19 protein-coding genes are annotated in these 22599 nt (G+C 71.4%); 6 read left to right on the forward strand and 13 right to left on the reverse strand.

Annotated features, from left to right (window positions below):
- Nucleotides 1-10: 10 nt before the first annotated feature.
- The 6 genes from rplW to K7787_RS14380 form a co-directional block, all read right to left on the reverse strand.
- Nucleotides 11-430 carry a 50S ribosomal protein L23 gene (gene rplW / locus K7787_RS14355; RefSeq protein WP_009190131.1) on the reverse strand — a complete coding sequence of 140 codons (420 nt, stop codon included), beginning with the start codon at nucleotides 428-430 and terminating at the stop codon, nucleotides 11-13.
- On the reverse strand, nucleotides 430-1086 hold the full coding sequence (rplD, locus tag K7787_RS14360) for a 50S ribosomal protein L4 (protein WP_009190130.1): 657 nt from the start codon (nucleotides 1084-1086) through the stop codon (nucleotides 430-432). The genes rplW and rplD overlap by 1 nt, the downstream gene beginning before the upstream one ends.
- 8 nt (nucleotides 1087-1094) lie before the next feature.
- On the reverse strand, nucleotides 1095-1739 hold the full coding sequence (gene rplC, locus K7787_RS14365) for a 50S ribosomal protein L3 (protein WP_009190129.1): 645 nt from the start codon (nucleotides 1737-1739) through the stop codon (nucleotides 1095-1097).
- Nucleotides 1740-1755: 16 nt separating this feature from the next.
- Nucleotides 1756-2064 carry a 30S ribosomal protein S10 gene (rpsJ, locus tag K7787_RS14370; RefSeq protein ID WP_003948644.1) on the reverse strand — a complete coding sequence of 103 codons (309 nt, stop codon included), beginning with the start codon at nucleotides 2062-2064 and terminating at the stop codon, nucleotides 1756-1758.
- 531 nt (nucleotides 2065-2595) lie between these two features.
- Nucleotides 2596-3303, reverse strand: coding sequence for a serine/arginine repetitive matrix protein 2 (locus tag K7787_RS14375; RefSeq protein ID WP_223001612.1), 708 nt, complete (start codon nucleotides 3301-3303; stop codon nucleotides 2596-2598).
- A 280-nt stretch (nucleotides 3304-3583) separates the two neighbouring features.
- Nucleotides 3584-4141, reverse strand: coding sequence for a MarR family winged helix-turn-helix transcriptional regulator (locus tag K7787_RS14380; RefSeq protein ID WP_247720871.1), 558 nt, complete (start codon nucleotides 4139-4141; stop codon nucleotides 3584-3586).
- A 302-nt stretch (nucleotides 4142-4443) separates the two neighbouring features.
- Here K7787_RS14380 and K7787_RS14385 point away from each other — a divergent pair, with 302 nt between their 5' ends.
- Nucleotides 4444-5970: an MFS transporter gene (locus tag K7787_RS14385; RefSeq protein ID WP_009190125.1), complete on the forward strand. Its 1527-nt coding sequence runs from the start codon at nucleotides 4444-4446 to the stop codon at nucleotides 5968-5970.
- A gap of 229 nt (nucleotides 5971-6199) precedes the next feature.
- On the opposite strand, the gene gdhA is transcribed toward K7787_RS14385, so the two are convergent.
- Nucleotides 6200-7558: an NADP-specific glutamate dehydrogenase gene (gene gdhA / locus K7787_RS14390; RefSeq protein WP_164387845.1), complete on the reverse strand. Its 1359-nt coding sequence runs from the start codon at nucleotides 7556-7558 to the stop codon at nucleotides 6200-6202.
- 349 nt (nucleotides 7559-7907) lie between these two features.
- Between gdhA and K7787_RS14395 the strand changes: the two genes are divergently transcribed.
- From K7787_RS14395 to K7787_RS14410, 4 genes are read left to right on the forward strand one after another with little or no spacing between them, the layout of a single operon-like run.
- On the forward strand, nucleotides 7908-8231 hold the full coding sequence (locus tag K7787_RS14395; RefSeq protein WP_223001614.1) for a DUF6317 family protein: 324 nt from the start codon (nucleotides 7908-7910) through the stop codon (nucleotides 8229-8231).
- Entirely contained in the window at nucleotides 8228-8971 is a 744-nt protein-coding gene (locus tag K7787_RS14400; RefSeq protein WP_308036350.1) for a hypothetical protein, read from the forward strand. The genes K7787_RS14395 and K7787_RS14400 overlap by 4 nt, the downstream gene beginning before the upstream one ends.
- 23 nt (nucleotides 8972-8994) lie before the next feature.
- Nucleotides 8995-10518 carry a putative T7SS-secreted protein gene (locus tag K7787_RS14405; protein ID WP_223001615.1) on the forward strand — a complete coding sequence of 508 codons (1524 nt, stop codon included), beginning with the start codon at nucleotides 8995-8997 and terminating at the stop codon, nucleotides 10516-10518.
- Between the two features lie 4 nt (nucleotides 10519-10522).
- Nucleotides 10523-11197, forward strand: coding sequence for a hypothetical protein (locus K7787_RS14410; protein WP_164387848.1), 675 nt, complete (start codon nucleotides 10523-10525; stop codon nucleotides 11195-11197).
- 22 nt (nucleotides 11198-11219) lie between these two features.
- Here the strand turns inward: K7787_RS14410 and mycP (K7787_RS14415) are convergent, their stop codons facing one another.
- The 6 genes from mycP (K7787_RS14415) to K7787_RS14440 form a co-directional block, all read right to left on the reverse strand.
- Nucleotides 11220-12752, reverse strand: coding sequence for a type VII secretion-associated serine protease mycosin (gene mycP, locus K7787_RS14415; protein WP_308036351.1), 1533 nt, complete (start codon nucleotides 12750-12752; stop codon nucleotides 11220-11222).
- Nucleotides 12753-12869: 117 nt separating this feature from the next.
- Nucleotides 12870-13025 carry a hypothetical protein gene (locus tag K7787_RS14420; RefSeq protein ID WP_223001628.1) on the reverse strand — a complete coding sequence of 52 codons (156 nt, stop codon included), beginning with the start codon at nucleotides 13023-13025 and terminating at the stop codon, nucleotides 12870-12872.
- Between the two features lie 80 nt (nucleotides 13026-13105).
- On the reverse strand, nucleotides 13106-14650 hold the full coding sequence (mycP, locus tag K7787_RS14425) for a type VII secretion-associated serine protease mycosin (protein ID WP_308036352.1): 1545 nt from the start codon (nucleotides 14648-14650) through the stop codon (nucleotides 13106-13108).
- A gap of 23 nt (nucleotides 14651-14673) precedes the next feature.
- Complete coding sequence (locus K7787_RS14430) at nucleotides 14674-16266, reverse strand: translation initiation factor IF-2 (RefSeq protein ID WP_247720872.1); 1593 nt, start codon at nucleotides 16264-16266, stop codon at nucleotides 14674-14676.
- 58 nt (nucleotides 16267-16324) lie between these two features.
- Entirely contained in the window at nucleotides 16325-16891 is a 567-nt protein-coding gene (locus K7787_RS14435; RefSeq protein ID WP_233359788.1) for a DUF2563 family protein, read from the reverse strand.
- Nucleotides 16892-18147: 1256 nt separating this feature from the next.
- Entirely contained in the window at nucleotides 18148-21312 is a 3165-nt protein-coding gene (locus K7787_RS14440; RefSeq protein WP_223001626.1) for a glycosyl hydrolase 115 family protein, read from the reverse strand.
- 192 nt (nucleotides 21313-21504) lie between these two features.
- Between K7787_RS14440 and K7787_RS14445 the strand changes: the two genes are divergently transcribed.
- Entirely contained in the window at nucleotides 21505-22482 is a 978-nt protein-coding gene (locus K7787_RS14445; RefSeq protein ID WP_164387839.1) for a LysR family transcriptional regulator, read from the forward strand.
- Nucleotides 22483-22599 lie beyond the last annotated feature (117 nt).

Here is a 22599-nt window from a genome sequence, read left to right on the forward strand (position 1 = left end):
CGGACCGCCGTCAGGCGGTCGGACCGCCGAAGATGTCGATACGGTCGCCCTCGGCGAGGGTCACGATCGCGCGCTTGGTCGCCGCGCGCTGGCCGAAGCCGGTGCGGGTCCGCTTGCGCTTGCCCTGGCGGTTGATCGTGTTGACCCCGGTGACCTTGACCTCGAAGACCGCCTGGACGGCCTGCTTGATCTGGGTCTTGTTGGCGTTCGGGTCGACGATGAACGTGTACTTGTTCTCGTCGAGGAGCGCGTAGCTCTTCTCCGAGACGACCGGCTTGAGCAGCACGTCACGGGGGTCCGTGAACGACTTGCTCAGCGGGGTCTCGACGGTGTTCTTGCCCTCGGCGGCGTGACGGCGCGCCTTGGCGACGCGCGCGGCCTTGGCGGCCTTGGCGGCCTTCGAGGCGATGGAGGGGTGACGCGTAGCCATCAGGCCTCGCTCCCTTCGGTGTCGTTGGCCTTGTTCGGGCCGGCGACGAAGGACTCGAAAGCGGCCTTGGTGAAGACCACGTCGTCCGAGACGAGAACGTCGTACGTGTTCAGCTGGCCCGGCTCCAGGATGTGGACCTGGGGCAGGTTGCGGGCGGACAGCCACGCGGCCTCGTCGGAGCGGTCGGCGACGAGCAGCAGGTTCTTGCGCTCGCTGATCTTGCCGAACAGCGTCTTGGCGGCCTTGGTGGAGATCTCGCCCTCGACCACGCCGGAGACGACGTGGATGCGGTTGTGGCGGGCCCGGTCGGTGAGGGCGTGGCGCAGGGCCGCGGCCTTCATCTTCTTCGGGGTCCGCTGCGAGTAGTCGCGCGGCACGGGACCGTGCACGACGCCACCACCGGCGAACTGCGGCGCGCGGGTCGAACCCTGACGGGCGCGACCGGTGCCCTTCTGGCGGTACGGCTTCTTGCCACCGCCGCGGACCTCGCCACGGGTCTTGGTCTTGTGGGTGCCCTGACGGGCAGCGGCCAGCTGCGCGACGACGACCTGGTGGATCAGCGGAACGCTGACCTTCTCAACGCCGAAGATCTCCGCGGGGAGCTCGACGGTACCGGCCTTCTCGCCCGCCGGCGAAAGGATGTCAACAGTGCTCATCGGTTACCTCAGGCCCCCTTGGCCGCGGTGCGGACCAGGACGAGGCCGCCGTTCGGACCGGGAACCGCGCCCTTGATGAGCAGCAGACCCTTCTCCGCGTCAACGGCGTGGACGGTCAGGTTCTGGGTGGTGACCCGCTCGTTGCCCATACGACCCGCCATGCGGAGGCCCTTGAACACACGGCCCGGGGTGGCGCAGCCACCGATGGAACCGGGCGAGCGGTGCTTGCGCTGGGTGCCGTGCCCGGCGCCGAGGCCACCGAAGTTGTGGCGCTTCATGACACCGGCGAAGCCCTTGCCCTTGCTCTTGCCGGTGACGTCGACCTTCACGCCGGCCTCGAACACCTCAGCGGTGATCTCCTGGCCGAGGGTGTACTCGGCGGCGTCCGCGGTGCGGATCTCGACGAGGTGACGGCGGGGGGTGACGTCGGCCTTGGCGAAGTGGCCCTTGAGGGGCTTGTTCACCTTGCGCGGGTCGATCTCGCCGAAGGCGATCTGGACCGACTCGTAGCCGTCGACATCGTTCGTACGGACCTGGGTGACGACGTTGGGGCCGGCCTTGACGACGGTGACCGGAACAACACGGTTGTTCTCGTCCCACACCTGCGTCATGCCGAGCTTCTCGCCCAGGATGCCCTTGATCTGCTTAGCCATTCTCAGCCCACCAGCCTCAGAGCTTGATCTCGATGTCGACACCGGCCGGGAGGTCGAGTCGCATCAGAGAGTCAACGGTCTTGGGGGTCGGGTCGAGGATGTCGATCAGGCGCTTGTGCGTGCGCATCTCGAAGTGCTCGCGCGAGTCCTTGTACTTGTGCGGCGACTTGATGACGCAGTACACGTTCTTCTCAGTGGGCAGCGGCACCGGGCCCGCGACCGACGCACCAGTGCGGGTCACCGTCTCGACGATCTTCTTCGCCGAGGAGTCGATGACCTCGTGGTCGTAGGCCTTGAGCCGGATGCGGATCTTCTGTCCCGCCATGGCTACTTCGTAGTCCTGTCTCTTCTCACGCTCTGGAACCCGGTGTGCTTCCGCGGTTTCCCTTGGTCCTTCGTGTCGCTCTCCGACCCACGCGGTCGGGCGTGTCGCGCTCCCGCTGACACAGATGTCCCTTGTTCGAACATCCCTGCGGGATTGCACACGGCCCTACCGGAACCGCGAGCCGGGGATCGAAGACCCACCGGGCGCCTGGCCGGTGCCGCGCCCACGCTTCCCGGAAGATTCCCGTACGTCCGCCCCAGCGCTGCCTTTCGGCAGTTAGGGCGACGAGTACTGTGGGACTCGCTTCCGGTCCTCCCGGCGGGAGGCGCGCAGCATCAACACTCGACCGAGCAACTCGGACAGTCTGCCATACGCCACGGCAGCCTGGCCAATCGAGCCGAAGAGATTACCCCGGGGGTGACGTAGGTCAAACCGGAGGGCGCACAGGCGTACATCGGAGCGGGCGGGGTGCGTCCCTGGGGGCCGGGTGCACGGACGCGCCGCTCCCGTCCCGGGGTCGAGTCCCTCGGCTCAGTATCCGGGCGGGGTGCCCGGGGCGGGGCCGTACGGAGGTGGTGTTCCCGGGGTGGGGCCGTACGGAGGCGGCGGGGCGCCCCACTGCGGGGGCGGGGGCCAGGTGGCGGCGAGGCGGCGGCGGTGGCGGCCTCGGCGGACGGCCGTGACGACGCAGATGGTGACCGTCGCGGCGAGCGCGGCGATGAAGCAGCCGATCCCCGCGGCGATGCCGCCGACCATGGAACCGACTTCGGGCTTGTCGCCGAGCGCGAACCGGGCCGGCAGTTCCGAAGTGCAGGTGAGCGTGTAGTCGCCGCTGCCGCCGGGCTTCACCTCGAAGACGCGCTCCCATCTCCTGCCCCCCGAGGTGATACGGAAGGTGCTGTCCGGCTGGGTCATCGAACCGGACGGCATCCCCGGGATCCGGCACTCGACGTGGCCCGGTCCCGACTGGGAGACGTAGATCGCCTTGGTCTCCCCCGCGACGAAGCGGAACGTCCGCGCCTGGCCGCCGGTGAAGCTGCGGGCCGTGTCGACCGAGTCCACCGTGTCCTTCACCGTCACCGCGAGGAGGACGGCGCCGGCGACGGCCAGGACGACGCCCAGCAGCGCGCCCACCACGTACCAGAGGCGGCGCGGGCGCAGGTCCTTCGCCGGGATGTTCGGGGCAGGGGGCGGCGGGCCGCCGTAGGGCCCCCACGGGGGCGGGTTCTGTATCGCCACGGTGACGCATCGTACGGGAGTTCGCCCGCGCGGCGGAGGGGTGTCGTGCGTCCTGCCCCGCTCCGCCGGGCACGGGGCGGGGCGGGGCAGTGCGCCGGCGTGGGCGCCGGGCGCGGGGCGCCGAGCGCGCCGGGGTGGGTGCCGAGCACGCCGGGGTGGGTGCCGAGCACGCCGGGATGGGTGCCGAGCACGCCGGGATGGGTGGCAGGCGGGGGCGCGGCACCGGGTGGGAGTGCGGGGCGCGCCGGGTGGGGGTGTGGTGCCGGGTGGGGGTGTGGTGTCAGGTGGAGTGTTCCGGGGGGCGCGGCGGGTGTTCGGGCGTCGGGCGCGGCGCGGGGGCGTCGGGCGCGGGGCCCGTACAGGGGGCGGTGGCCGCGAGGCGGGCTCGGGCCGCGCCGGTGCGGAACAGGTGCAGGGTGAGCAGCGCCTCGGACAGCGCGGCGGCGGACTCCTCGTCCAGCGGGGCGACGAAGTCGCGCTCCACGCGTTCGCGGGCCTCGTCCGCCTCCGTGAGGCACACCCGGCCGGCCGGGGTGAGCGTCACCACGTTGCGGCGCCGGTCGCGGTCGCTGCGGTGGCGCTCCACGTACCCCTTGCTCTCCAGCGAGTCGATGACGCCGACCATCGTCGTGCGGTCGACCTCGAGCCGGGCGGCGATCTCCAGCTGGGACGGCTGTTCCGGCGAGGCGGCGATCACCGCCATGACGCCCAGCTCGCGCGGGAGCAGGCGGAACGGCGCGAGCGCGGCCTCCATCTCGGCGGCCATCGCCAGATAGGCGTGCTTCAGGAGATATCCCAGCCGACGGGAAAGTACATCAGGGGGACCCTCATCCTTCATGCGGGCAGCGTACACTTCACTGACCATCAGCCATACTGACGATCGGCTCCCATGACCGATCATTGGTCCGTTCGGGTCACCGCGGAACGGGACACCCGGTACCACCGAGGTCCGCGCAGTCCCCGTTCTCCGCGGGACCGGCCCTCAGGGGCGGGCGCCCCACCGCCGTGGCGCCCCACCGCCGTGGCGCCCCACCGCCGTGGCGCCCGCAGCCAGCCGTGGCGCCCCACCGCCCCGCACCCCCACACACGCCCGCGGACCACGCACGCCACCATCACGAGCAAGGAAGTGACGTTCTCGTCATGAACGACTCTCCCCCGGCCGAGGCCATACGCACGGCTCCGGCCCCCACCGCGCACGGCACCGCCGACGCCCCCGACCCCCGCCGCTGGTGGGGTCTGGTGGTCATCGCGCTGGCGCAGTTGATGGTGGTCCTCGACGCGACCATCGTGAACATCGCGCTGCCCTCCGCGCAGAAGGCCCTCGGCATGTCCGACGGCAACCGCCAGTGGGTCATCACCGCCTACACCCTCGCCTTCGGCGGTCTGCTGCTGCTCGGCGGCCGCATCGCCGACCTGGTCGGCCGCAAGCGCACCTTCATCATCGGCCTCATCGGCTTCGCGGTCGCCTCCGCGATCGGCGGCGCCTCCGAGACCCCGGGCATGCTGTTCGCCGCCCGCGCGCTGCAGGGCGTGTTCGGCGCCGTCCTCGCGCCCTCCGCGCTCTCCTTGATGACGACCACGTTCACCGACCCGCGCGAGCGCGGGAAGGCGTTCGGCATCTACGGCGCCATCGCCGGCGCGGGCGCCGCGATCGGCCTGCTGCTCGGCGGCATCCTGACCTCGTACGCGAACTGGCGCTGGTGCCTGTACGTGAACATCCCGATCGCCGCCATCGCGGTCGTCGGCGCGCTCATGCTGCTGCACGACCGTCCCGGCCACCGCGAGGCCCGCCTGGACATCCCCGGCGTCATCCTCGGCTGCGGCGGCCTGGTCGCCGTGGTCTACGGCTTCTCGGAGGCCGAGCCGCGCGGCTGGAGCGACAGCCTGGTGGTCACCCTGCTGATCGGCGGCGTGGTGCTGCTGGCCGCGTTCGTCGTCTGGCAGAACTACGCCAAGCACCCGCTGCTGCCGCTGCGCATCCTCGCCGACCGCAACCGCGCGGGCTGCTTCCTGACCATGGGCCTGGCCACGATCGGCATGTTCGGTCTGTTCCTGTTCATGACCTACTACTTCCAGGGCATCCTCGGCTACACCCCGGTCCGCAGCGGCCTAGCGTTCCTGCCCATGTCCGCGATGATCATCCTGGGCTCCACGCAGATCTCCGCCCGGCTGCTGCCCCGTACGCCCCCGCGCCTGCTGATGGTGCCCGGCATGCTGCTCGCCGCGGCGGGCCTCGCCGTCCTCACCCAGCTCGGCGTGGACTCCGCGTACGCCACCCACGTCCTGCCCGCCGAGCTGCTGCTCGGCCTCGGCATGGGCCTGACCTTCATGCCGGTCTTCTCCACCGCGACCCACGGGGTGCGGCCGCAGGACGCCGGTGTGACCTCCGCGATGGTCAACACCTCGCAGCAGGTGGGCGGTTCGCTCGGCACGGCGCTGCTGAACACGATCGCCACCTCGGCGACGAGCACGTACGTCGGCCAGCACCTGAAGAACCCCGCGCAGAAGGCGCAGGTGCTGCGCGAGGGCATCGTGCACGGCTACACGCACGCCATCTGGTGGGGCGTGGCCGCGATGCTGCTCGCCGCGGTGGCCTCCGGCGTACTGGTCATCGCCCGGCCGACCGGCCGCGGGGGCGCCCCGGCGGGGGCGGCTGCCGCGCACTGAGCCGGCGAGGCCGACTCGGCTCACACTGAGCCGACGGCTCCGGCTCGGCTCACACCGAGCCGGCGGCGCCGACTCGGCTCACCACGCCCGCGCCCCGTCCCGGTTCTGCCGGGGCGGGGCGCGGGGGTGTGCTGGGGGTGTGCCGGGCGGGGCGCGAGGGTCTGCCGGGGGTGCGCCGGGGCGGGGCGCGGGGGTGTACGACGCACTCCCCCGCGCGGTCACACGTGTGTCAGATGACGCCCTGGGCGAGCATCGCGTCGGCGACCCGTTCGAAGCCGGCGATGTTGGCGCCGGTGACGTAGTCGCCGGGGGCGCCGTAGCGCTCGGCGGTCTCGTGGCAGGTGGTGTGGATGGCGCTCATGATGTGCGCGAGTTCCTCCTCCACCTTGGCCGGCGACCACGCCGTACGGGCGTGGTTCTGGGCCATCTCCAGGGCGCTCACCGCGACGCCGCCCGCGTTGGCGGCCTTGCCGGGGCCGAAGGCGACGCCCGCGCGCTGGAACAGGTGCACGGCCTCGGGCGTGGTGGGCATGTTCGCGCCCTCCGCGACCGCCTTCACGCCGTTGCGGACGAGAGCGGCGGCGTCGTTCTCGTCCAGCTCGTTCTGCGTGGCGGACGGCAGCGCGACGTCGGCGGGCACCTCCCAGACGCGTCCGCCGGGCACGAACCGGGCCGAGGCCCCGCGCCGCTCGGCGTACTCGCTGATCCGCCCGCGCTCGACCTCCTTGATCTGCTTGAGCAGCTCGACGTCGATGCCCTTGTCGTCGACGACGTAGCCGCTGGAGTCCGAGCAGGTCAGCGGGTTGGCGCCGAGGGCGAGCAGCTTCTCGACGGTGTAGATGGCGACGTTGCCGGAGCCGGAGACGACCGCCGTCTGCCCCTCCAGGTCCTCGCCGCGCTCGCGCAGCATCGCCGCGGCGAACAGCACGCTGCCGTAGCCGGTCGCCTCGGGCCGGATCGCCGAGCCGCCCCAGCCGGCGCCCTTGCCGGTGAGGACGCCGGCCTCCCAGCGGTTGGTGATGCGCCGGTACTGCCCGAACAGGTAGCCGATCTCGCGCCCGCCGACGCCGATGTCACCGGCCGGCACGTCGGTGTGCTCGCCGATGTGGCGGTACAGCTCGGTCATGAACGACTGGCAGAACCGCATGATCTCCGCGTCGCTGCGGCCGTGCGGGTCGAAGTCGCTGCCGCCCTTGCCGCCGCCGATACCGAGGCCGGTCAGCGCGTTCTTGAAGATCTGCTCGAAACCGAGGAACTTGATGATGCCGAGGTTGACGGAGGGGTGGAAGCGCAGGCCGCCCTTGTACGGGCCGAGCGCGCTGTTGAACTCGACCCGGAACCCGCGGTTGACGTGCACGCGTCCCTGGTCGTCCTGCCACGGCACCCGGAAGATGACCTGCCGCTCGGGCTCGCACAGCCGCTCGATGAGTCCCGGCTCGGCGTACTCGGGCCGCGCCGCCAGCACCGGCGCGAGCGTGTCCAGCACTTCGTGCACGGCCTGGTGGAACTCGGGCTGGGCGGGGTTGCGCCGCTCGATCTCGACGCGCAGGGCGTCGAGCCGGGTCTTGGTGTCGTCTCGGGTCGTCACTGGGTCCCTTTCTGGCACGGCTGCTACCGGTACGAGACCGGTGGTGGGCGCTCGGCGCCGTTGCCGCGCGCAGGACGAGGCCGTCGCCCCGGGCCCACTCTCCGGCGCACCGCACCGCCACCCGGGAAACGACCGGCCCTTCAGTGTTACCCCTGTGTAAACCCCGAGGCCAGCATGGACGCAGTGACTGTCCGGAATCTGAGATCAACCCCCACCTGACGACCCGCCGCCGGTGACCGGACCCACGACCGGACCCACGGCCGGCCCCACGGACCACCCACCCCTGCCCTGTCCGACAGCCCCCTGTGCCAAAATCGATCTCGTTCGGACTGGAGGGGGAACGACGGCGTTGACCAGTTACTGCAAGGCGGAGTTCCAGGCACTCTCCACCCTCATCAGGGATCTCGGCGGATGCGCGGGCGGAATGCGGTCCGCGATGAAGCAACTGAAGGACATCGGCCCTAAAGGATCCGGCTCCGACGAGGTGGAAAGCGCCTGCGACGACTTCCAGGACAAGTGGGGGTACGGCATCAAGCTGATCGCCGAGGCCGCGGAGGGCATCACCGAGAAGGTCGCGGAGTCGGGCCGGCTCTTCCAGCATCTGGAGGATCAAGTCGCGGCGATGACGCGCTCCGTGAAGCTCGGCGAGGCGGCGAAGGCCGATGACCGGTGACAGCCGGCCACGATTCTTGGACGGCTGATCCCGACGGCGGCACAGCGACGCAGCCGCCCCCGGCTGTCCGCTTCCAGGTCCAGCCCGAGTTCCATGCCGTTCCGCTGGGCATCGGGGCGGACGAGGACGCCGTCGACGAGCGGTTCCGGCAGTTCGCCCGCGACTACTGGGGTGAACGGGAGGACCTCGAGCCCCTGCGCGACCTGACTGCGACCATGTACGCGGCGAACGCCGAGATACTCGTCGAGGGCGGCGCCGTCTACAACGCGCTCGGCATCTTCCCCATCGGCGGCAGCGCGGACGGCTCCGAGCTCCCCGAGCGCATCAGCCGCGCCACGCTCACCGTCAGCGTCCGCGACGTGGACAACCCCGACCCGCACCTCACGGCGGCGGGCATCGCGGAGGTATTGGACAAGGCTGCCGAAGGCGGTGGGACGGACGAGGTCCAGCCGATCACCCTGCCTGCGGGCCCCGCGGTCCTTCGCATCGCCGGGTCCCGCGCCGTGTGGGAGCTGCCAGAGGGAGAGCAAGAACGCTTCTTCGTCCGGATCGAGGTCTGGCTGCCGTTTCCCGATGAGGACCGGCTGCTCCTGCTCTGCCTGAGCACGGCCGACGTCCAGGACCTCTACCACTACCAGGCCGTCCTCGCGGACATCACCGACACCGTGGCGTTCGGCGAGGCCGAGGCTCCGGCATCCGCCGACGCGACCGGCCCCGCCTCCCCCTTCAGCTCCTACTGACCGCGTCGAGGAGACCGACCCGCATGAGCACGCAGACGTACGACGCGCTCGGATTCGACCCCGCACCCGGCTCCCCCTCCTCGGTGCATGCGCTGGTCACCGCGCTCGACAGCGTGAGCAAACAGCTTCACGACGCTCACGCCACCCTGACCCGGCTGGGCAAGACGAACGGTTCCTGGATCGGCGACGCGGCGTCCGCCTTCGCCGAGAAGACCGGTTCCCTGCCGAAATACCTGGCCGACGGACACAGTTCACTGATCGACGCCGCGCACGCACTGAGCTCCTGGGAGTCCTACCTGCGCGACGCGCAGACACTGGCGCGCAGCTACGAGGAGAGGGCCGAGGCGGCCCGCAAGGCGCTGAAGGCGGCGCAGAACAACCCGGATCTGAAACTCGCGGGCCGGACGTTCGACACGGAAGCGGCGCTGCACGACGCGCAGCAGCGTCTGGACCACGCGACGAAGCGGGTCAACGATGCCACCGAAGAGCTGAACGCCATCATCAAGAAGGCGCAGGAGCTGCTGGACCACCACGACGAGGCGGCTCGCGCCGCCGCCGCGGCGATCCGCAAGGCCGCCGAGGTCGCACCCGACCAGTCTCTGCTCGACAAACTCGGCGACCTCCTCACGGGGCTGAAGGACAAGATCGCGGACTTGGCCGACGACCTTTGGCACTGGATCCAGAAACACGCGGACACGATCTACAAGATCGGGGACTGGCTCGGCTACGCCAGCGCCGCGTGTGACGTCCTCGCCGTCGTCTTCTCCGAAACGATCATCGGTGCCGTCGTCTTCGAGGGCATCGGCATGGCGCTCAACGCCGGTGCCCTCACCTTCCACGGCGTCGGCTGGGCGGCCGGCGCGAAGAAGGGCAACGCGATGGACATCGGCCTCGATCTCGTCGGGTTCATCCCGTTCGGAGATCTTCTGCGAACGGGGAAGGTCGCCAGGGGAGCCTTCAAGGGTGCCAAGATCCCGATGAACGTGCTGGACTTCGGAGCGAAGGCAGCCGACTCCTGGAAGCGGGCCGACGACATCATCGACCATGTCGGAGGTACCGCGAGACTGGGCGACGACGCCGAGGAATGGGTCATGCGGAACGTGGGCGCGCTCGGCAGCAAGGCGCACGCGATCCACATCACGGCGGACACCCTGACGGACCGGTTCAAGGTCGCCGTGGCGAAGGAGTTCGGGGACCGGAACCTCTACCGCGCCGGTGCGGGTCTGACGGACGTCGCCTTCCAAAAGGTGATGCCCCGGCTGATCGAGAGCACTCCGCTGGGCCGTATCCCCGCGCTCGCGGACTCCGTCCGCCCGATCATCGACGACACAGGCGAAACCGTCGGCCGCTACATCGATCCCCGGTCCTGGACGGCGCGTGGCTATGAGGCCGTCTCGGGTGCGAAGAACCTGTACAAGGAGGGCGTGCGCATCGCCACCGATCCGGTCCAGTACGGATCCGAGAAGATCCACGAGCAGGTGGACCACGCCCGCGAGACAGTGGGCCACCTCGTGGGCCGGCTGTCCGACGCCAATCCGTTTGGATGACCCCGTGGACAACACCGCCTATACGTTCGTGGTCTCCGTGAACAACCCCCTGCCGTCCCCGGACCCACCACCGGACCACTTGCCGTCCGACGCCGAAATGGCTTCGACGATCCGGCTGTCGACTGCGCGCCGACCCGAGGATGCTCCGCTGGCGCATGTGTACGCCCCGCGCACCACTGAGCCCTACGGCCGCCGGACGCCTTCGCCCGCCTGGATCCAGTTCGGACCGGACGGCGGCTCATGGTGTTCCGTCCGTCCTGCCACTCCGGACGTCTACGACGTCCACGCGTCCGACGGCGCCCACCTGGCCCGTATCACCCGCCGAACCGGGCGTCTCCTGCCCTGGCCGCGGCGCGTCCGGTGGTCGGCACAGCTCACCGAGCCGTCCCGGACGGTCACGGGGAGAGTGGGCACCGGGTACGCGTGGTTCGCCTATGCGGTCACCGCCCCCGTCTGGATTCTCTTCGCGCTGTGCGGGATGGCGTACTCGTTCTTCGACGGCACCGCGGACGACTACACGTTCCGGCGCCCGAGCCGAACCCGCTGGCGCGCACCCGGCGCGGGCACGGTTCTGGACCGCCGGGGCATCAGCAAGACGTACCGCTTCACTCCCCGGCATCTGGACGTCAGGGTCGCGTACGCGCTGGCCGTCCTCCAGACCTGGGAACGGGAACGCTGAGGGCGTGAGACCGGCCGGTCTCTCAGCGTACGTGCGCTGGAGGCCAGTCGCCCGCGGCGCACATCTCCATGTACTGCGCGACTGGCAGGTGGGTCGGGGGGAGATGGGGCTGTGCCCCTGAGTGCGGGACGACGACGACCGCGCTGAATGGAGCCTGGGCGGGATCACCCGTCAGCATGTGTTCCCTGAAGTCGTAGCGGAACGTCCAGCCGTAGGGGAAGTGGATCCCTGACTCCGGGAAGACGACCACTGAGCCGGCCCGCTCCGGATAGACGGCGGTGTTCAGGCAGTGGGAGGCCGCCGCTGCGGCGTGTTCCCTGCTCAGTTCGGGCGCGGAGCGGCGGCGCCTGGCGAGCACGACGGCCGCCGCGCCGCCGCCGAGGACGACAACCGCTCCGGCACCCAGGGCGATCCAGAGCATGGCGTCACCGTCTCCCTCCTTCTCGGCGGAGGAGGCGGCAGTGGGGGTGTTTCTGTTCGGCTCGGAGCCGCTGTCGCCCTTGGGCGCGGGGCTCTTCGCGGACGGGGACGAAGAGGGTGTCGCCGCGGCCGCCAGGTCCGGGAGCGGATAGACGTCCGCCGGGCCCGGATCACCCGGGGTCTTCAACGCGATACGCGGACGGACGATCCCGTACCCGATGGAGTCGTTGCGCTTGGCACCATCGGTCGGACCACCGATCGTGTTCAGCATGACCCGCAGAACCTGATTGTTGGTCCAGGTCGGATGCTTGGACCAAATCAGGGCCGCGCTGGCGGAGGCGAGGGCGGTGGCGTCACTGGTGCCGTGGGAGCGGCAGAGGCCGGATCCGCCGCCACAGGCATGGAGCATCTGCTCGCCGGGAGCTGACATGTCGACCTGAGGGCCGAATTCGGATTCTGCGGTGCGGCGCAGGTCCTTCCCCACAGCGGCGACGCCGACCACACCGGGCGTCGCCGCGGGGTACTCGACCTGGTTCGTCGTATTTCCGCTGTTGCCGACCGAGGCGAAGATCAAGGACCCCTTCGCCAAGGCGTACCCGACGGCCGAGGTCAGCTGAGGCGAGCCTTGCGTGTCCCCGAGCGAGATGTTGATCACCTGAGCACCGGAGTCCGCCGCATAACGAATCGCCTGAGAGACCGCCGCGTTGAACTCCGTGCTGGATTCCGCCTGACTGGCAGCGGAACTCGCCTTGGGAACGCGCACCGGGAGGATCTTCACACCCGGCGCGAGCCCGAGAGCGCCCTTTCCCCCGCCGTAGGCACCGGTCCCGGCGATCAGGCCGGCCATACCGGTGCCGTGGCCCTCGTAGTCGGTGTGTTCGTCACCCGCCTCGTCCGGTGCGAGATCCTTGCCCGGCAGAACTCGGCCCTTCAGGTCGGGGTTGCCCGGATCGACTCCCGAGTCGATCACGGCGACCGTGATGCCCTTACCCGTGCTGGTCTGCCACATCTGCTCGGCCTGCATGGCATCGAGAAACCACTGCTGTTCCCGAGTCGACTCCGCGTGTGCCGGGGACTCGACGAGCACCACCGACAGCAGGCTGAGCACCGCCGATGCCAAAGCGCTTCGCAGCACACGTCGGGTATACCTGCTGGCCATGGTTTCCTCTCGCCCTTCCTGAGGCCGTCAGTCGGTGGTCGGAGGCCTGCTGCGACGACGCACTCCGGCATCGGGCCAGTGCGGCGCCGCTTCCTAGCGGGCCTTCTTCTGGTTCGCCTTCAGCGCCGCCAGTTCGCTCGCAGACTTCACGCGGATCGCCGCCGCGTCCGGGTCGTTGTGCGCGGCCGTCGCCACGCCCAGGTTCGCCTGCGCACCCTTGATGTCCTGTGAGGTCGACGCCTGAGTCATCGCCAGCCGACCGTCATTCATCCCCCGCCGTCTGGACCACCAGCTCACACCACCAGCCGTCGGCTCATCACCTTCTCCCTTTAACGCACTTGAGGCACAGCCCCGTCGCCGGCGGCGCACATCGCCATGTACTGGGCCGTGGGGAGGTGGGCCGGTGGGAAGTGCGGGGTCGCGCCGGAGTGCGGTACGACGATGACGTAGGGGGAGGACGTGTTCGTCGGGGCGGCGCTTTGCGCGTGCTGCGCGAAGTCGAACTGGAACGTCCAGCCGTAGGCGTAGTCCGTTCCCGTGGCGGGAAGGACGGTGACGGTGCCGGCGCGGTCCGGGTAGGCGACCGCGTTCAGATACTGGGTCGCCGCGGCTGCGGCGTGTTCCCTGCCCAGTTTGGCCGCGGAGCGGCGGCGCCTGGCCAGCACAAAGGCCACCGCGCCGCCGCCGAGGACGACGACCGCTCCGACGCCCAGGGCGATCCAGAGCGTGGTGTCACCGTCTCCCTCCTTCTCTGCGGAGGGGGCGGCAGCGGGGGCCGTGTCGCTGTCCGGCGTGGAGCCGCTCTCGCCCTTGGGCGCGGGGCTCTTCGCGGACGGGGACGAAGAGGGTGTCGCCGCGGCCGCCAGGTCCGGGAGCGGGTACACGTCCGCCGGGCCCGGGTCGCCCGGGGTCTTCAACGCGATACGCGGACGGACGATCCCGTACCCGATGGAGTCGTTGCGCTTGGCACCGTCGGTCGGACCACCGATCGTGTTCAGCATGACCCGCAGGACCTGATTGTTGGTCCAGGTCGGATGCTGGGACCAGATCAGGGCCGCGCTGGCGGAAGCGAGGGCGGTGGCGTCACTGGTGCCCTCCGTCTTGCAGAGGCCCGTCTTGCCGCCGCAGGCGTGGACCATGTCCTCGCCGGGGGCGGAGACGTCGACTTGGGTGCCGTACGTCGACCACGGCGTCCGCCGGAGGTTCTCGCCGACGGCTCCCACACCCACGACGCCGGGTGTGGCGGCCGGGTATTCGACCGGGTTGCCCTTGTTCCCGGAGTTGCCTGTCGCGGCGAAGATGAGCGAGCCGTGGCCGAGGGCGTACTTCACCGCGGCATCCAGCTCCGGCGAGTGCGCGGTCGACCCCAGGGAGATATTGATGACCTGAGCGCCCTTGTCGGCCGCGTACCGAATCGCCTTGCTGAGGTAGGCGGGGCCTGCGAACGGGTTGTCGTCATCGGTGCCCGGCATCCGGATGGGGAGGATTTTCGCGCCCGGTGCCAGGCCGAAGGCCCCCTTTCCCCCTCCGTACGCACCTGTACCGGCGATGAGCCCGGCCATTCCCGTACCGTGACCGTCGATGTCCGTGTGCTCGTCGCCGGGGCGGCTGGTCGCCAGGTCCAACCCGTCGAGGACGCGTCCCTTGAGGTCGGGGTTCTGGGGATCGACTCCGCGGTCGACGACCGCGACCGTGATGCCCTCGCCCGTGCTCGTCCGCCACATCTCCTCGGCGTGCATGGCGTCCAGGAACCACTGCTGCGAGCGTGTCGAGTCGGCATGAGCCTGTGTGGCCGTACCGCCCACCAGCAGCAGGCCGACGGCCGCCGAAGCCGCGGCCCGAAGCCCTCTGCGCCACGCTCCGCCGGTGGGCATGTGCATCGTCGTATCCCCTGGTCTCAGTCGGTGGTCGGCCGTTCGTCACGGCGCTCGTCGTCCCGCTTGTCCCGGCGCTTGCGAGCGCCCGCGGTGGAGCCGCCCGCAGTGTTGCGGAGCCTTCCCCTGCTGTCACGCTCGCTGGGCACGCCACCGGAGATGCCTCCCCGGGTCGGCGCCGACGGCAGCGGTGCACCGGGGCGCGCCGGCGTACGGCCCGGCCGCTGCTGGGTGCCGCCGACGATGCCGTCGCGAGCCGACGGCATGGCACGTCCCCCGGCCGGACCGGTCCCGCGAGCGGCGGACTGACCCGGCTGAACCTGCCGGCCCGCGATCGGCGCACGGCCGCTGGAGCCTCGCCCGCCGGCCGGCTCCCCGCCGAGCGCCCCGCCGGGAACGCGCCCCGTCGGCCTTCCGGCACCGCTGGTCGTCGACGGACGCCCCCCGGTGATGCCGGAACCGGACGCCCCGGAGGAGACACCCCGGCCGGAGGCCGGTTGCTGAGCCCCTGACACGGGTCGACCGGTCGCTTCGTCGGCGAAGGGCAGAGCGCGTCCCGAACCGGCACCCGCCCCAGTGACCCCGCGGCTGGAAACCGAACTGACGGGGCCTGAACCGGCCTGCCCGGGGACACGCCCTCCGCCGAACTGCCTCCCCACCGGGCCCGAAGCCGAAGGCAGACGCGCCGTGCCCCCTGCCATCGGCGGGATCGACGTGGTCGTCGGCAGCACAAGTCCAGGGTCAGGACGGGTGGTCGTGGGAGGGACGCCCGTCGGGCCTGTGGACGCCTGCTGGTGGGTGTCCGGCAGCGTACCCACCGAGTCCACGGCGACGTGCGGGGAAGGCGCGGGTGCAGGCGGACGCACATGATCGGACGAGCCGCTGTCCGGCAGCGACGGGACGCTTTTCGACGGCTCCGAGTGGTGCGCTGAGGGCGCAACGACACTGTGGTGCTGGGGACTCGTCGTCCCCGAGCCGCCGGCGGCCGCCGGAAGGGAGCCACCACCGCCGTACACACCCTTCGGCGTACCCTCCGCACCACTCCCCGGACGTGCCAGATCCTCGGACGTCTCACGGCGACCGGGCACGAGGTCCTGCGGCGGTGGTGGGAACTTCGGGCGTTCCAGGGTGTTCATGTGGGTGGAGGACGCCTGGTAGGACTGGGCCAGTTTGCGCATCTGGTCCGCCGCTTCCTGGCGGACCTTCTCCTGGTTCGCCTTCAGCGCCGCCAGTTCGCTCGCGGACTTCGCGCGGATCGCCGCCGCGTCCGGGTCGTTGTGCGCGGCCGTCGCCGCGTCCAGGTTCGCCTGCGCGCCCTTCGTGTCCCGCGGGATCGACGCCTGAGCCGTCGCGATCGCCGTCGACACGTGCCCCAGCTGCTCACCCGCCGCCTTGCTGAAGTCGGCCAGGCGCAGTGTGGAGTTGGCCAGTTCGTTGGCCCAGGAGCGGAACGCCTCCGCGCCCTCGCCCTTCCACTCCACCACCTGCGGACGGACCTTCAGCTGCTCGCCGATCTTCTGGATCTCCGTCGCAGCCGTCGCCAGACGGCTCGCGGCGGCCTGCACCTCGCCCGAGTTCGCCTGGTCGAGCCACGCCAGCATCTGCTCGTGGCTCATGCTCTCGAAAGATGTACCGCCGCCGGCCATCACTCATCCCCCGTCGCCTGGAAAACCATCAGATCGCGCCGCCCGTGTCGCCCGTCGACGGCTGTGCGGGCTGCTCCGGCTCCGTCGCGCCGCCGTGACCGTGACCGCCGGCGCCGTTGTGCCGCGAGGGGTCGTAGCTGCCGCCGTAGTGCTTGGTCGTCTCCGCGCTGATCGCCGCCATCCGGTTGCGGACGTCCGCGTCGATGTTCTGATAGCCCTTGTGCGAGGCCAGGACGGCGATCCCCATGCCCTCCATGGAGTCGGACAGCAGCTTCGACAGCGTCTCCAGCTCGGTGATCACCGTCTCGTACGCCGAGTACAGACCGGCCGCCTCGGCCCACGCGCCGCCGCCACCGCCGAACTCGTGGCGGGTGAGCTGGTCCCGGCCCACCTTCCCCGGGCCCGCCTGCGAACCCTTCAGGTCGCGGATCAGGTCGTCCACCTTCTTGCGGAACTCCGTGAACGACGACAGTTCCGTGTACAGATCCGCCGCGGCTCCACCGGCCAGGCCCGGCAACCCGCCCAGGGCACCCAGGCCGGTCAGCACCGGCACCAGCGGTGACAGCGGCGCGTCGGTTCCAGCATCGCTCGACAACTCGACACCCTCCCCCGTGTGTTCATCGGTGCAAGCTTGGTGACAACTGTAGCTATGGGCGGTGACAGTGTGGACTCCAGCTGTCCACTCACCGGTACGCATCGGTCACCGGCGCCCATTCAAACGGGCGTGCCGTGAGCGGCGCATGAGTGCTGGTACTCATACCCCGCCGTCCCTCACGGAGTCCGGTCGGGGCCGGCGGCGGTAGGGGCCGTGGTCCGGCAGCCCAGGGTGTCGAGCGTGGCCGGGAAGCAGGCCCGCATGAACTTCTCGGTGTCCTGGCGGTGGGATAGGGGGAGGTGAGGGGGCGGGGGTCTGTGACGCCCGAGACCGTTCCGGTGCTCTGCGGCAGATACATGAGGTCCGTCGCCACCGGTCGCCAGGAGAAGCGGAGGCTGAGGACGACTTCGCTCCCCGAATAGACCAGGCAGGGAGCTGTGACGGCCTCAGGCCCCGCCACGAGTCGCCCGTCACGATGCCGTGCACACGGCCCCGGTAGAGCGTCTCCTGCTTCCCGAACTCCCCCGCCATGCCGTCCCACCGGTCGGCCGCCGCGGTCAGCGCGGCCAGGTCGGCGGTCATGATCTCGTGGTACGTCGGCAGCGTCGCTCGTTCCCCTGTTCCCTGTTCCCAAGCCCGCTGCCTGCTGCCCACTGTCCGCTGTCCGCTGTCCGCTGTCGGCGTCCGCTGCGTCGGTACGTGCGGCCTCGTCAGCACCCGTCAGTACCCATCCAGCGCGGACGCGGGCCGCGGCACCGTCGGCCCGGACGGCCCAGACGGCTCCGCCGCACCCCCGCGCCCACACCCGCACCTGCTCCAGACACAACCACGTCCGGCACCCCCCACCCCCACCCCCGGCGTCGTGCCCTGTGCAGGGCTGCCGCGGTGAGCCAGCCGTCGCCGTCGCGCGCGCGGAGGGACCGGACGGCGGACCCGGTCTCCTCGTCCGGTCACCGCCCCGCCCCGCGGGTGCCGGGCTCGATGTCCTTCGCGATCGCGTGGGCCGCGGCCCGCTTCTCCGCGGGCGTGGAGGCCAGGTCCTTCGGTCCGGAGCCGACTGCCGCCGTCCACCGTCCTTCACCGCGCCGAGTGCCGCGTCGGCACTCTTCAGCACCTCAACCGGCCGGCGGCTCAGCACCTCAACCGGCCGGCGGCGCACTTCGTCGCGGTTACGACCCGTTCACCCCCCCCCTCGCCCAGAAGTCGACTCCCCCGCACCCAGGGGCGGAGCCCCCCTCGCTCCGAGGCCGCACCCCTCACACCCGCAGGCTCTCCGCCGGCCCCAGATACATCCGCGGCAGACCCCCCGTGTCGATCAGCAGCCGCTGCACCACCACCGTCGGGTCCACCGCCCAGAACTTCAGCCGGTGCACGCCCGCGCGCGTGATCGTGTGCGTCGTGGCCGTGCGGTTGACGTTGTCGGAGGTGTTGCGCGCCCACGCGGTGTTCATCGTGCCGTCGTCCGATCCCGTGGCCGCGATGACGTCCACCGTCCGGGGCGCGTCGTCGTCGAAGGAGAGCGCGTAGCGCAGGGCGCCGCCGCTCGCCGGTACGGCGGCGTTGCGCGGGGAGAGTTCCGCCCACACCGTGACCTCGCCCGGCGCGCTCAGCAGCGTGACCTCGTACTCCAGGCGGGCCGCGTCCGCGCCGCCCGGGGTGCGGGGCGCGGAGGTGACCGGCCACGGGGTCATGCCCGAGGTCGTGCGGCCGATGCCGTCCAGGCGGCGCCACCGCCCCACGGCCCGGTCATGGTGCTCGGCGTCGATCGCGACGTAGCCGCACGCCTCGACGAAGCCGCGCAGGCCCCGCGGGGACGGCTTGCGGGCCGTGCAGCGGACGGTCACCGTGCTGCCCGCGCCCGTCACCGTGAGGGCGCCCTCCGCGCCGCCGGCCGGGACCTTCGACCAGTCGACGCGCACCTCCACCCGCACCTGCTGCTCCACCCGGCCCCTCGGGCGGTCCGCCTTCAGCCAGGGCGCCGAGGCCCGCACCTCGTAACCGAACGGCGTCCGGCCCCGGTTGAAGATCTCCAGGTACTGCTGCGGGCGCGTCTGGTACGGGCTGAACTCCGGAAGCTGCGGCGGCTCCGGCGGCTCGCTTCCCGCGTCTCCCGGCCACCACCTGCCCGTGTCCTCCGCGCCGTCCACCGACACACCCAGGGCGGCGGCGGTCGGCACCTCGATCCGCCGTACCGCCGGGAACAGGACGTCCGGGAGGGCCACGTTGTCCTTCTCGGGCTGCTGCCAGGGGGCGTTGGGGCCGTAGCGGTCCACGTCGCCGTAGTCGATGTGCGGCTGGGTCTGGAAGCCCTTCCATTTCCCGTCGGCGACCTGGGAGTTGAAGCGGTCGGCCAGGGCGAGGTCGCGTTCCAGGCCGGCTTCCGCACGGTCGGCCAGCGCGTTGGCCGCGGCCCGGCCCTGGGCGGCGTAGAGGAGGTTGGTGAACTCGGCGCGGCGCAGCTCGTAGAGGTTGGCCGTCGCCCGCACCTCGTAGCCGACCAGCTCGTACCAGGCGTCCTGGCGGTCGCGCGGGAGCCTGCCCGCCACCTTGTCCGCCCGTTTCGCCAGGGCCCGCCACTCCTCGGTCACCCGGTCCAGCTCGCCGTGGGCGAAGTAGTACGGGCTCTGTTGGTCGTCGTAGACCACCTGGCCGTCCTCGACGGTGATGCGGCGGTTCAGCAACTCCGGTTTGCGGCGGGCCTGGAGGCGGCCGTAGTCGGAGAGGACGGCGGCGACGGCGGTGGCCTGGTCCTCGCCGAAGTTCTGGCGGGCGTAGCGGCGTTCCCACGCGGCGAGGCGTTCCTGCGGCCAGCTCTCCGGGTTCCAGGCGTAGTTGAGGAAGAACTCGGTGGGCAGTTCGTTGCCCTTGAGGTCGCCGACGTTGGTCACCCACAGGCCGTGGTTGCCGTAGGCGTGGGCCTGGTGGAGCTGGTCCCACAGGTTGGTGAGGTTGGCGGTGTCGACCCACTTGTAGTTGCGGCCGACGCCTACGTAGTCGAAGTGGTAGTAGAGGCCGTAGCCGCCGGTGCGGGCGGGCTCCGCCGGGTCGGGGTGCTTGCGGATGTTGCCCCAGTTGTCGTCGGTGAGGACGACCGTGACGTCGTCGGGCACACGCAGGCCCCGGTCCCAGTAGTGCTGGACCTCCTTGTAGAGCGTCCACACCTGCGGGGTCTCGGCGGCCGGCCTCCCCGTGACCTCCTCGATGATGCGGCGCTGCTCGGCGATGATCTCCCGCATCAGCTCGATGCCGTCGCCGTCGGGGAGGCTGGTGTCGCCGTTGCCGCGCATGCCGACGGTGACCACGCCCTCGAACCCCTCGTCCACCATGCGCCGCACACCCGCCCGCCAATACGCCTTCAGCGCCTCGGCGTTGCGCCGGTACGACCACTCGCCGGTGCCGCCGTAGGGGTCGTGGCCGGGGGTGGTGATCGTGCCGTCCGCGGCGCGCACCGCGGGGACCGCGTGGCGGTTCCACTCCTCGATGCCGCGCATCATCGGGGCCTCGTGGGAGGTGCCCATGACGATGCCGTACTCGGCGGCGCGCCGGTGGTTGTCCGGGGCGTCCTCGGCGAACGCCCGGCCCCACACCGCCGGCCAGAGGTAGTTGGCCTTCAGGCGCAGCAGCAGCTCGAAGACCTTGGCGTAGAAGTCGGCGGTGAAGCCGCCCGGGTAGCCGTCCGCCTTGCCGGGGCCGAAGTGGGCCGGGGCCCAGGTGCCGAGGGCCGGGTTCTCGTCGTTGATGAAGATCCCCCGGTAGCGGACGACCGGGGTGCCCTGGGTGTGCCGGCCCGGCAGCACCCACACGTGGCCGCGGCGCACCGGCGGCACGTCGTCCCACCAGTACCAGGGCGAGACGCCGATGCCGTACGAGAGGTCGTACGCGCCGAAGATCGTGCCGCGCGGGTCGCTGCCCGCGATGACGAGGGCCTGCTCGACGCCCGGCATCGGATGGTCCACGACCGTCTGGAGCGAGGTCTCCCACCGGCCGCGCACCCCCGTGACGTCCAGTTTGCCGGACCTCACCAAGCCGTCGATCAGCGGGCTGCGGCCGATGGTGCCGACGAGCACGGCGCGCCGGGCGACGGTGGACCCGGGCCGTACGCCCGTGACCCGGGCGATGTCGGAGCGCAGATCGGCGGCGACCCTCACGACGCCGGGGTGGTCGCCGTCGCCGGTCAGGACCGGTGCGCCGATCAGCGGGAAGGCGCCGGGGGCGGGGGCGGTGGGGGCGAAGGAGACGTACGCGCCCGGGTCCGTGACCCGCAGCCCGCCCGGGCCGGAGGCGGGGGCGGAGGCGGAGCCTCGACCGGTCCCGCTTCCGGCCGGGTTCCCCGCCGCCCACACCGCCCCCGACGACGACAGCACGGGTACGGCGGCAAGCCCTGCCCCGAGGACGGCCCTGCGACTGACGTGCGCGGACATGGCGCACCCCTCCCACTCGAATTTGGTCAGCGGCATGACAAATGGTGGGGCGAGTGGTCCGTGGGGGCCAGGGGTCGTACGCGCCGAATAGTTTCGGAGCGGCGGCGGTCCGCGTGCGGCGTGCACCGCCGTGCCTCCAGTGGTCCGGACCAACCCCTTGCCCCGGTGCCGCGGGCGTCGCAAGCTCCCTGCATGGAGCTTGAGTTGCGGCATCTCAAGACGGTCCGGACGATCGCCGAAGCCGGGAGTCTCACCCGGGCGGCGACGGTCCTGGGGCTCGCGCAGCCCGCGCTGAGCGCTCAGCTCAGACGCATCGAACGCACCCTCGGCGGCGAGCTGTTCGAGCGCGGACGGCACGGAGTGCGCGCCACCGCGCTCGGCGAACTGGTGCTGGAACGCGCCCGTATCGTGCTGCCCGCGGTGAGCGAACTCCAGCAGGAGGCCGTCCGGTTCGCCCGCGACCGCGCCGGGCGGAAGGGGCGGCGGCTGCGGCTCGGCGGCACCCACGGGCCGCTGCTGGGCGCCCTGGTGGACCTGCTGGCCGCCGCCGCGCCCGACGCCGAGGTGACCACCCACGCCTCCTGGTCGGAACGGGAACTCGCCGCGCTGCTCACCGAGGGGCGCCTCGACTTCGCCGTCGCCGGGGTCTGCGGCACCGCCGCGCCGCCGGACGCCGAACACCTGGTCTGGCAGGAGTTCGCCGTCGACCCGGTCTTCGTCATGCTCCCCGAGGCCCATCCGCTCGCCCGCGCGCCCGAGGTGGAGCTGGCCGAGCTGGCGGACGAGGAGTGGGCGTGCGTGCCCGGCGACGGCTGCTTCGGCGACTGCTTCACCGCCGCCTGCGCCCGCGCGGGCTTCGCACCCGGCCGGATGTACGAGACGGACGTCGTCTCCTGCGCGCACCTGGTCCAGGTGGGGCGGGCGGTCGGGCTGTGCCGGGCCACCTTCCCGACCACGCCCGGCATCGCCACCCGGCCGCTGGCCGGCACCCCGCTGCGCTGGCGGCACCTGCTGGGCTGGCACCCGGCGACCCAGCGCGCCGAGACCGCGGCGACCGTCCTCGCACAGGCGCGCACCGCCCACACCGACGCGGCGGCACGCAGCGAGAGCTACGCCGACTGGCTCGCGGGCGGCGGCAGCGGGACGCCGGGGCTCACCGGCACGGACTAGGAACGCCCGACCCTCGCCCCTGCCCCGGCACGGTCCAGACCCTGCCCGACCCTCACCCGCACCCCCGGCACGGACCAGACCCCGCCCAACCCTCACCCACACCCCCAGCACGGACCA

The organism is Streptomyces sennicomposti (assembly GCF_019890635.1).
GTDB lineage: Bacteria > Actinomycetota > Actinomycetes > Streptomycetales > Streptomycetaceae > Streptomyces > Streptomyces sennicomposti.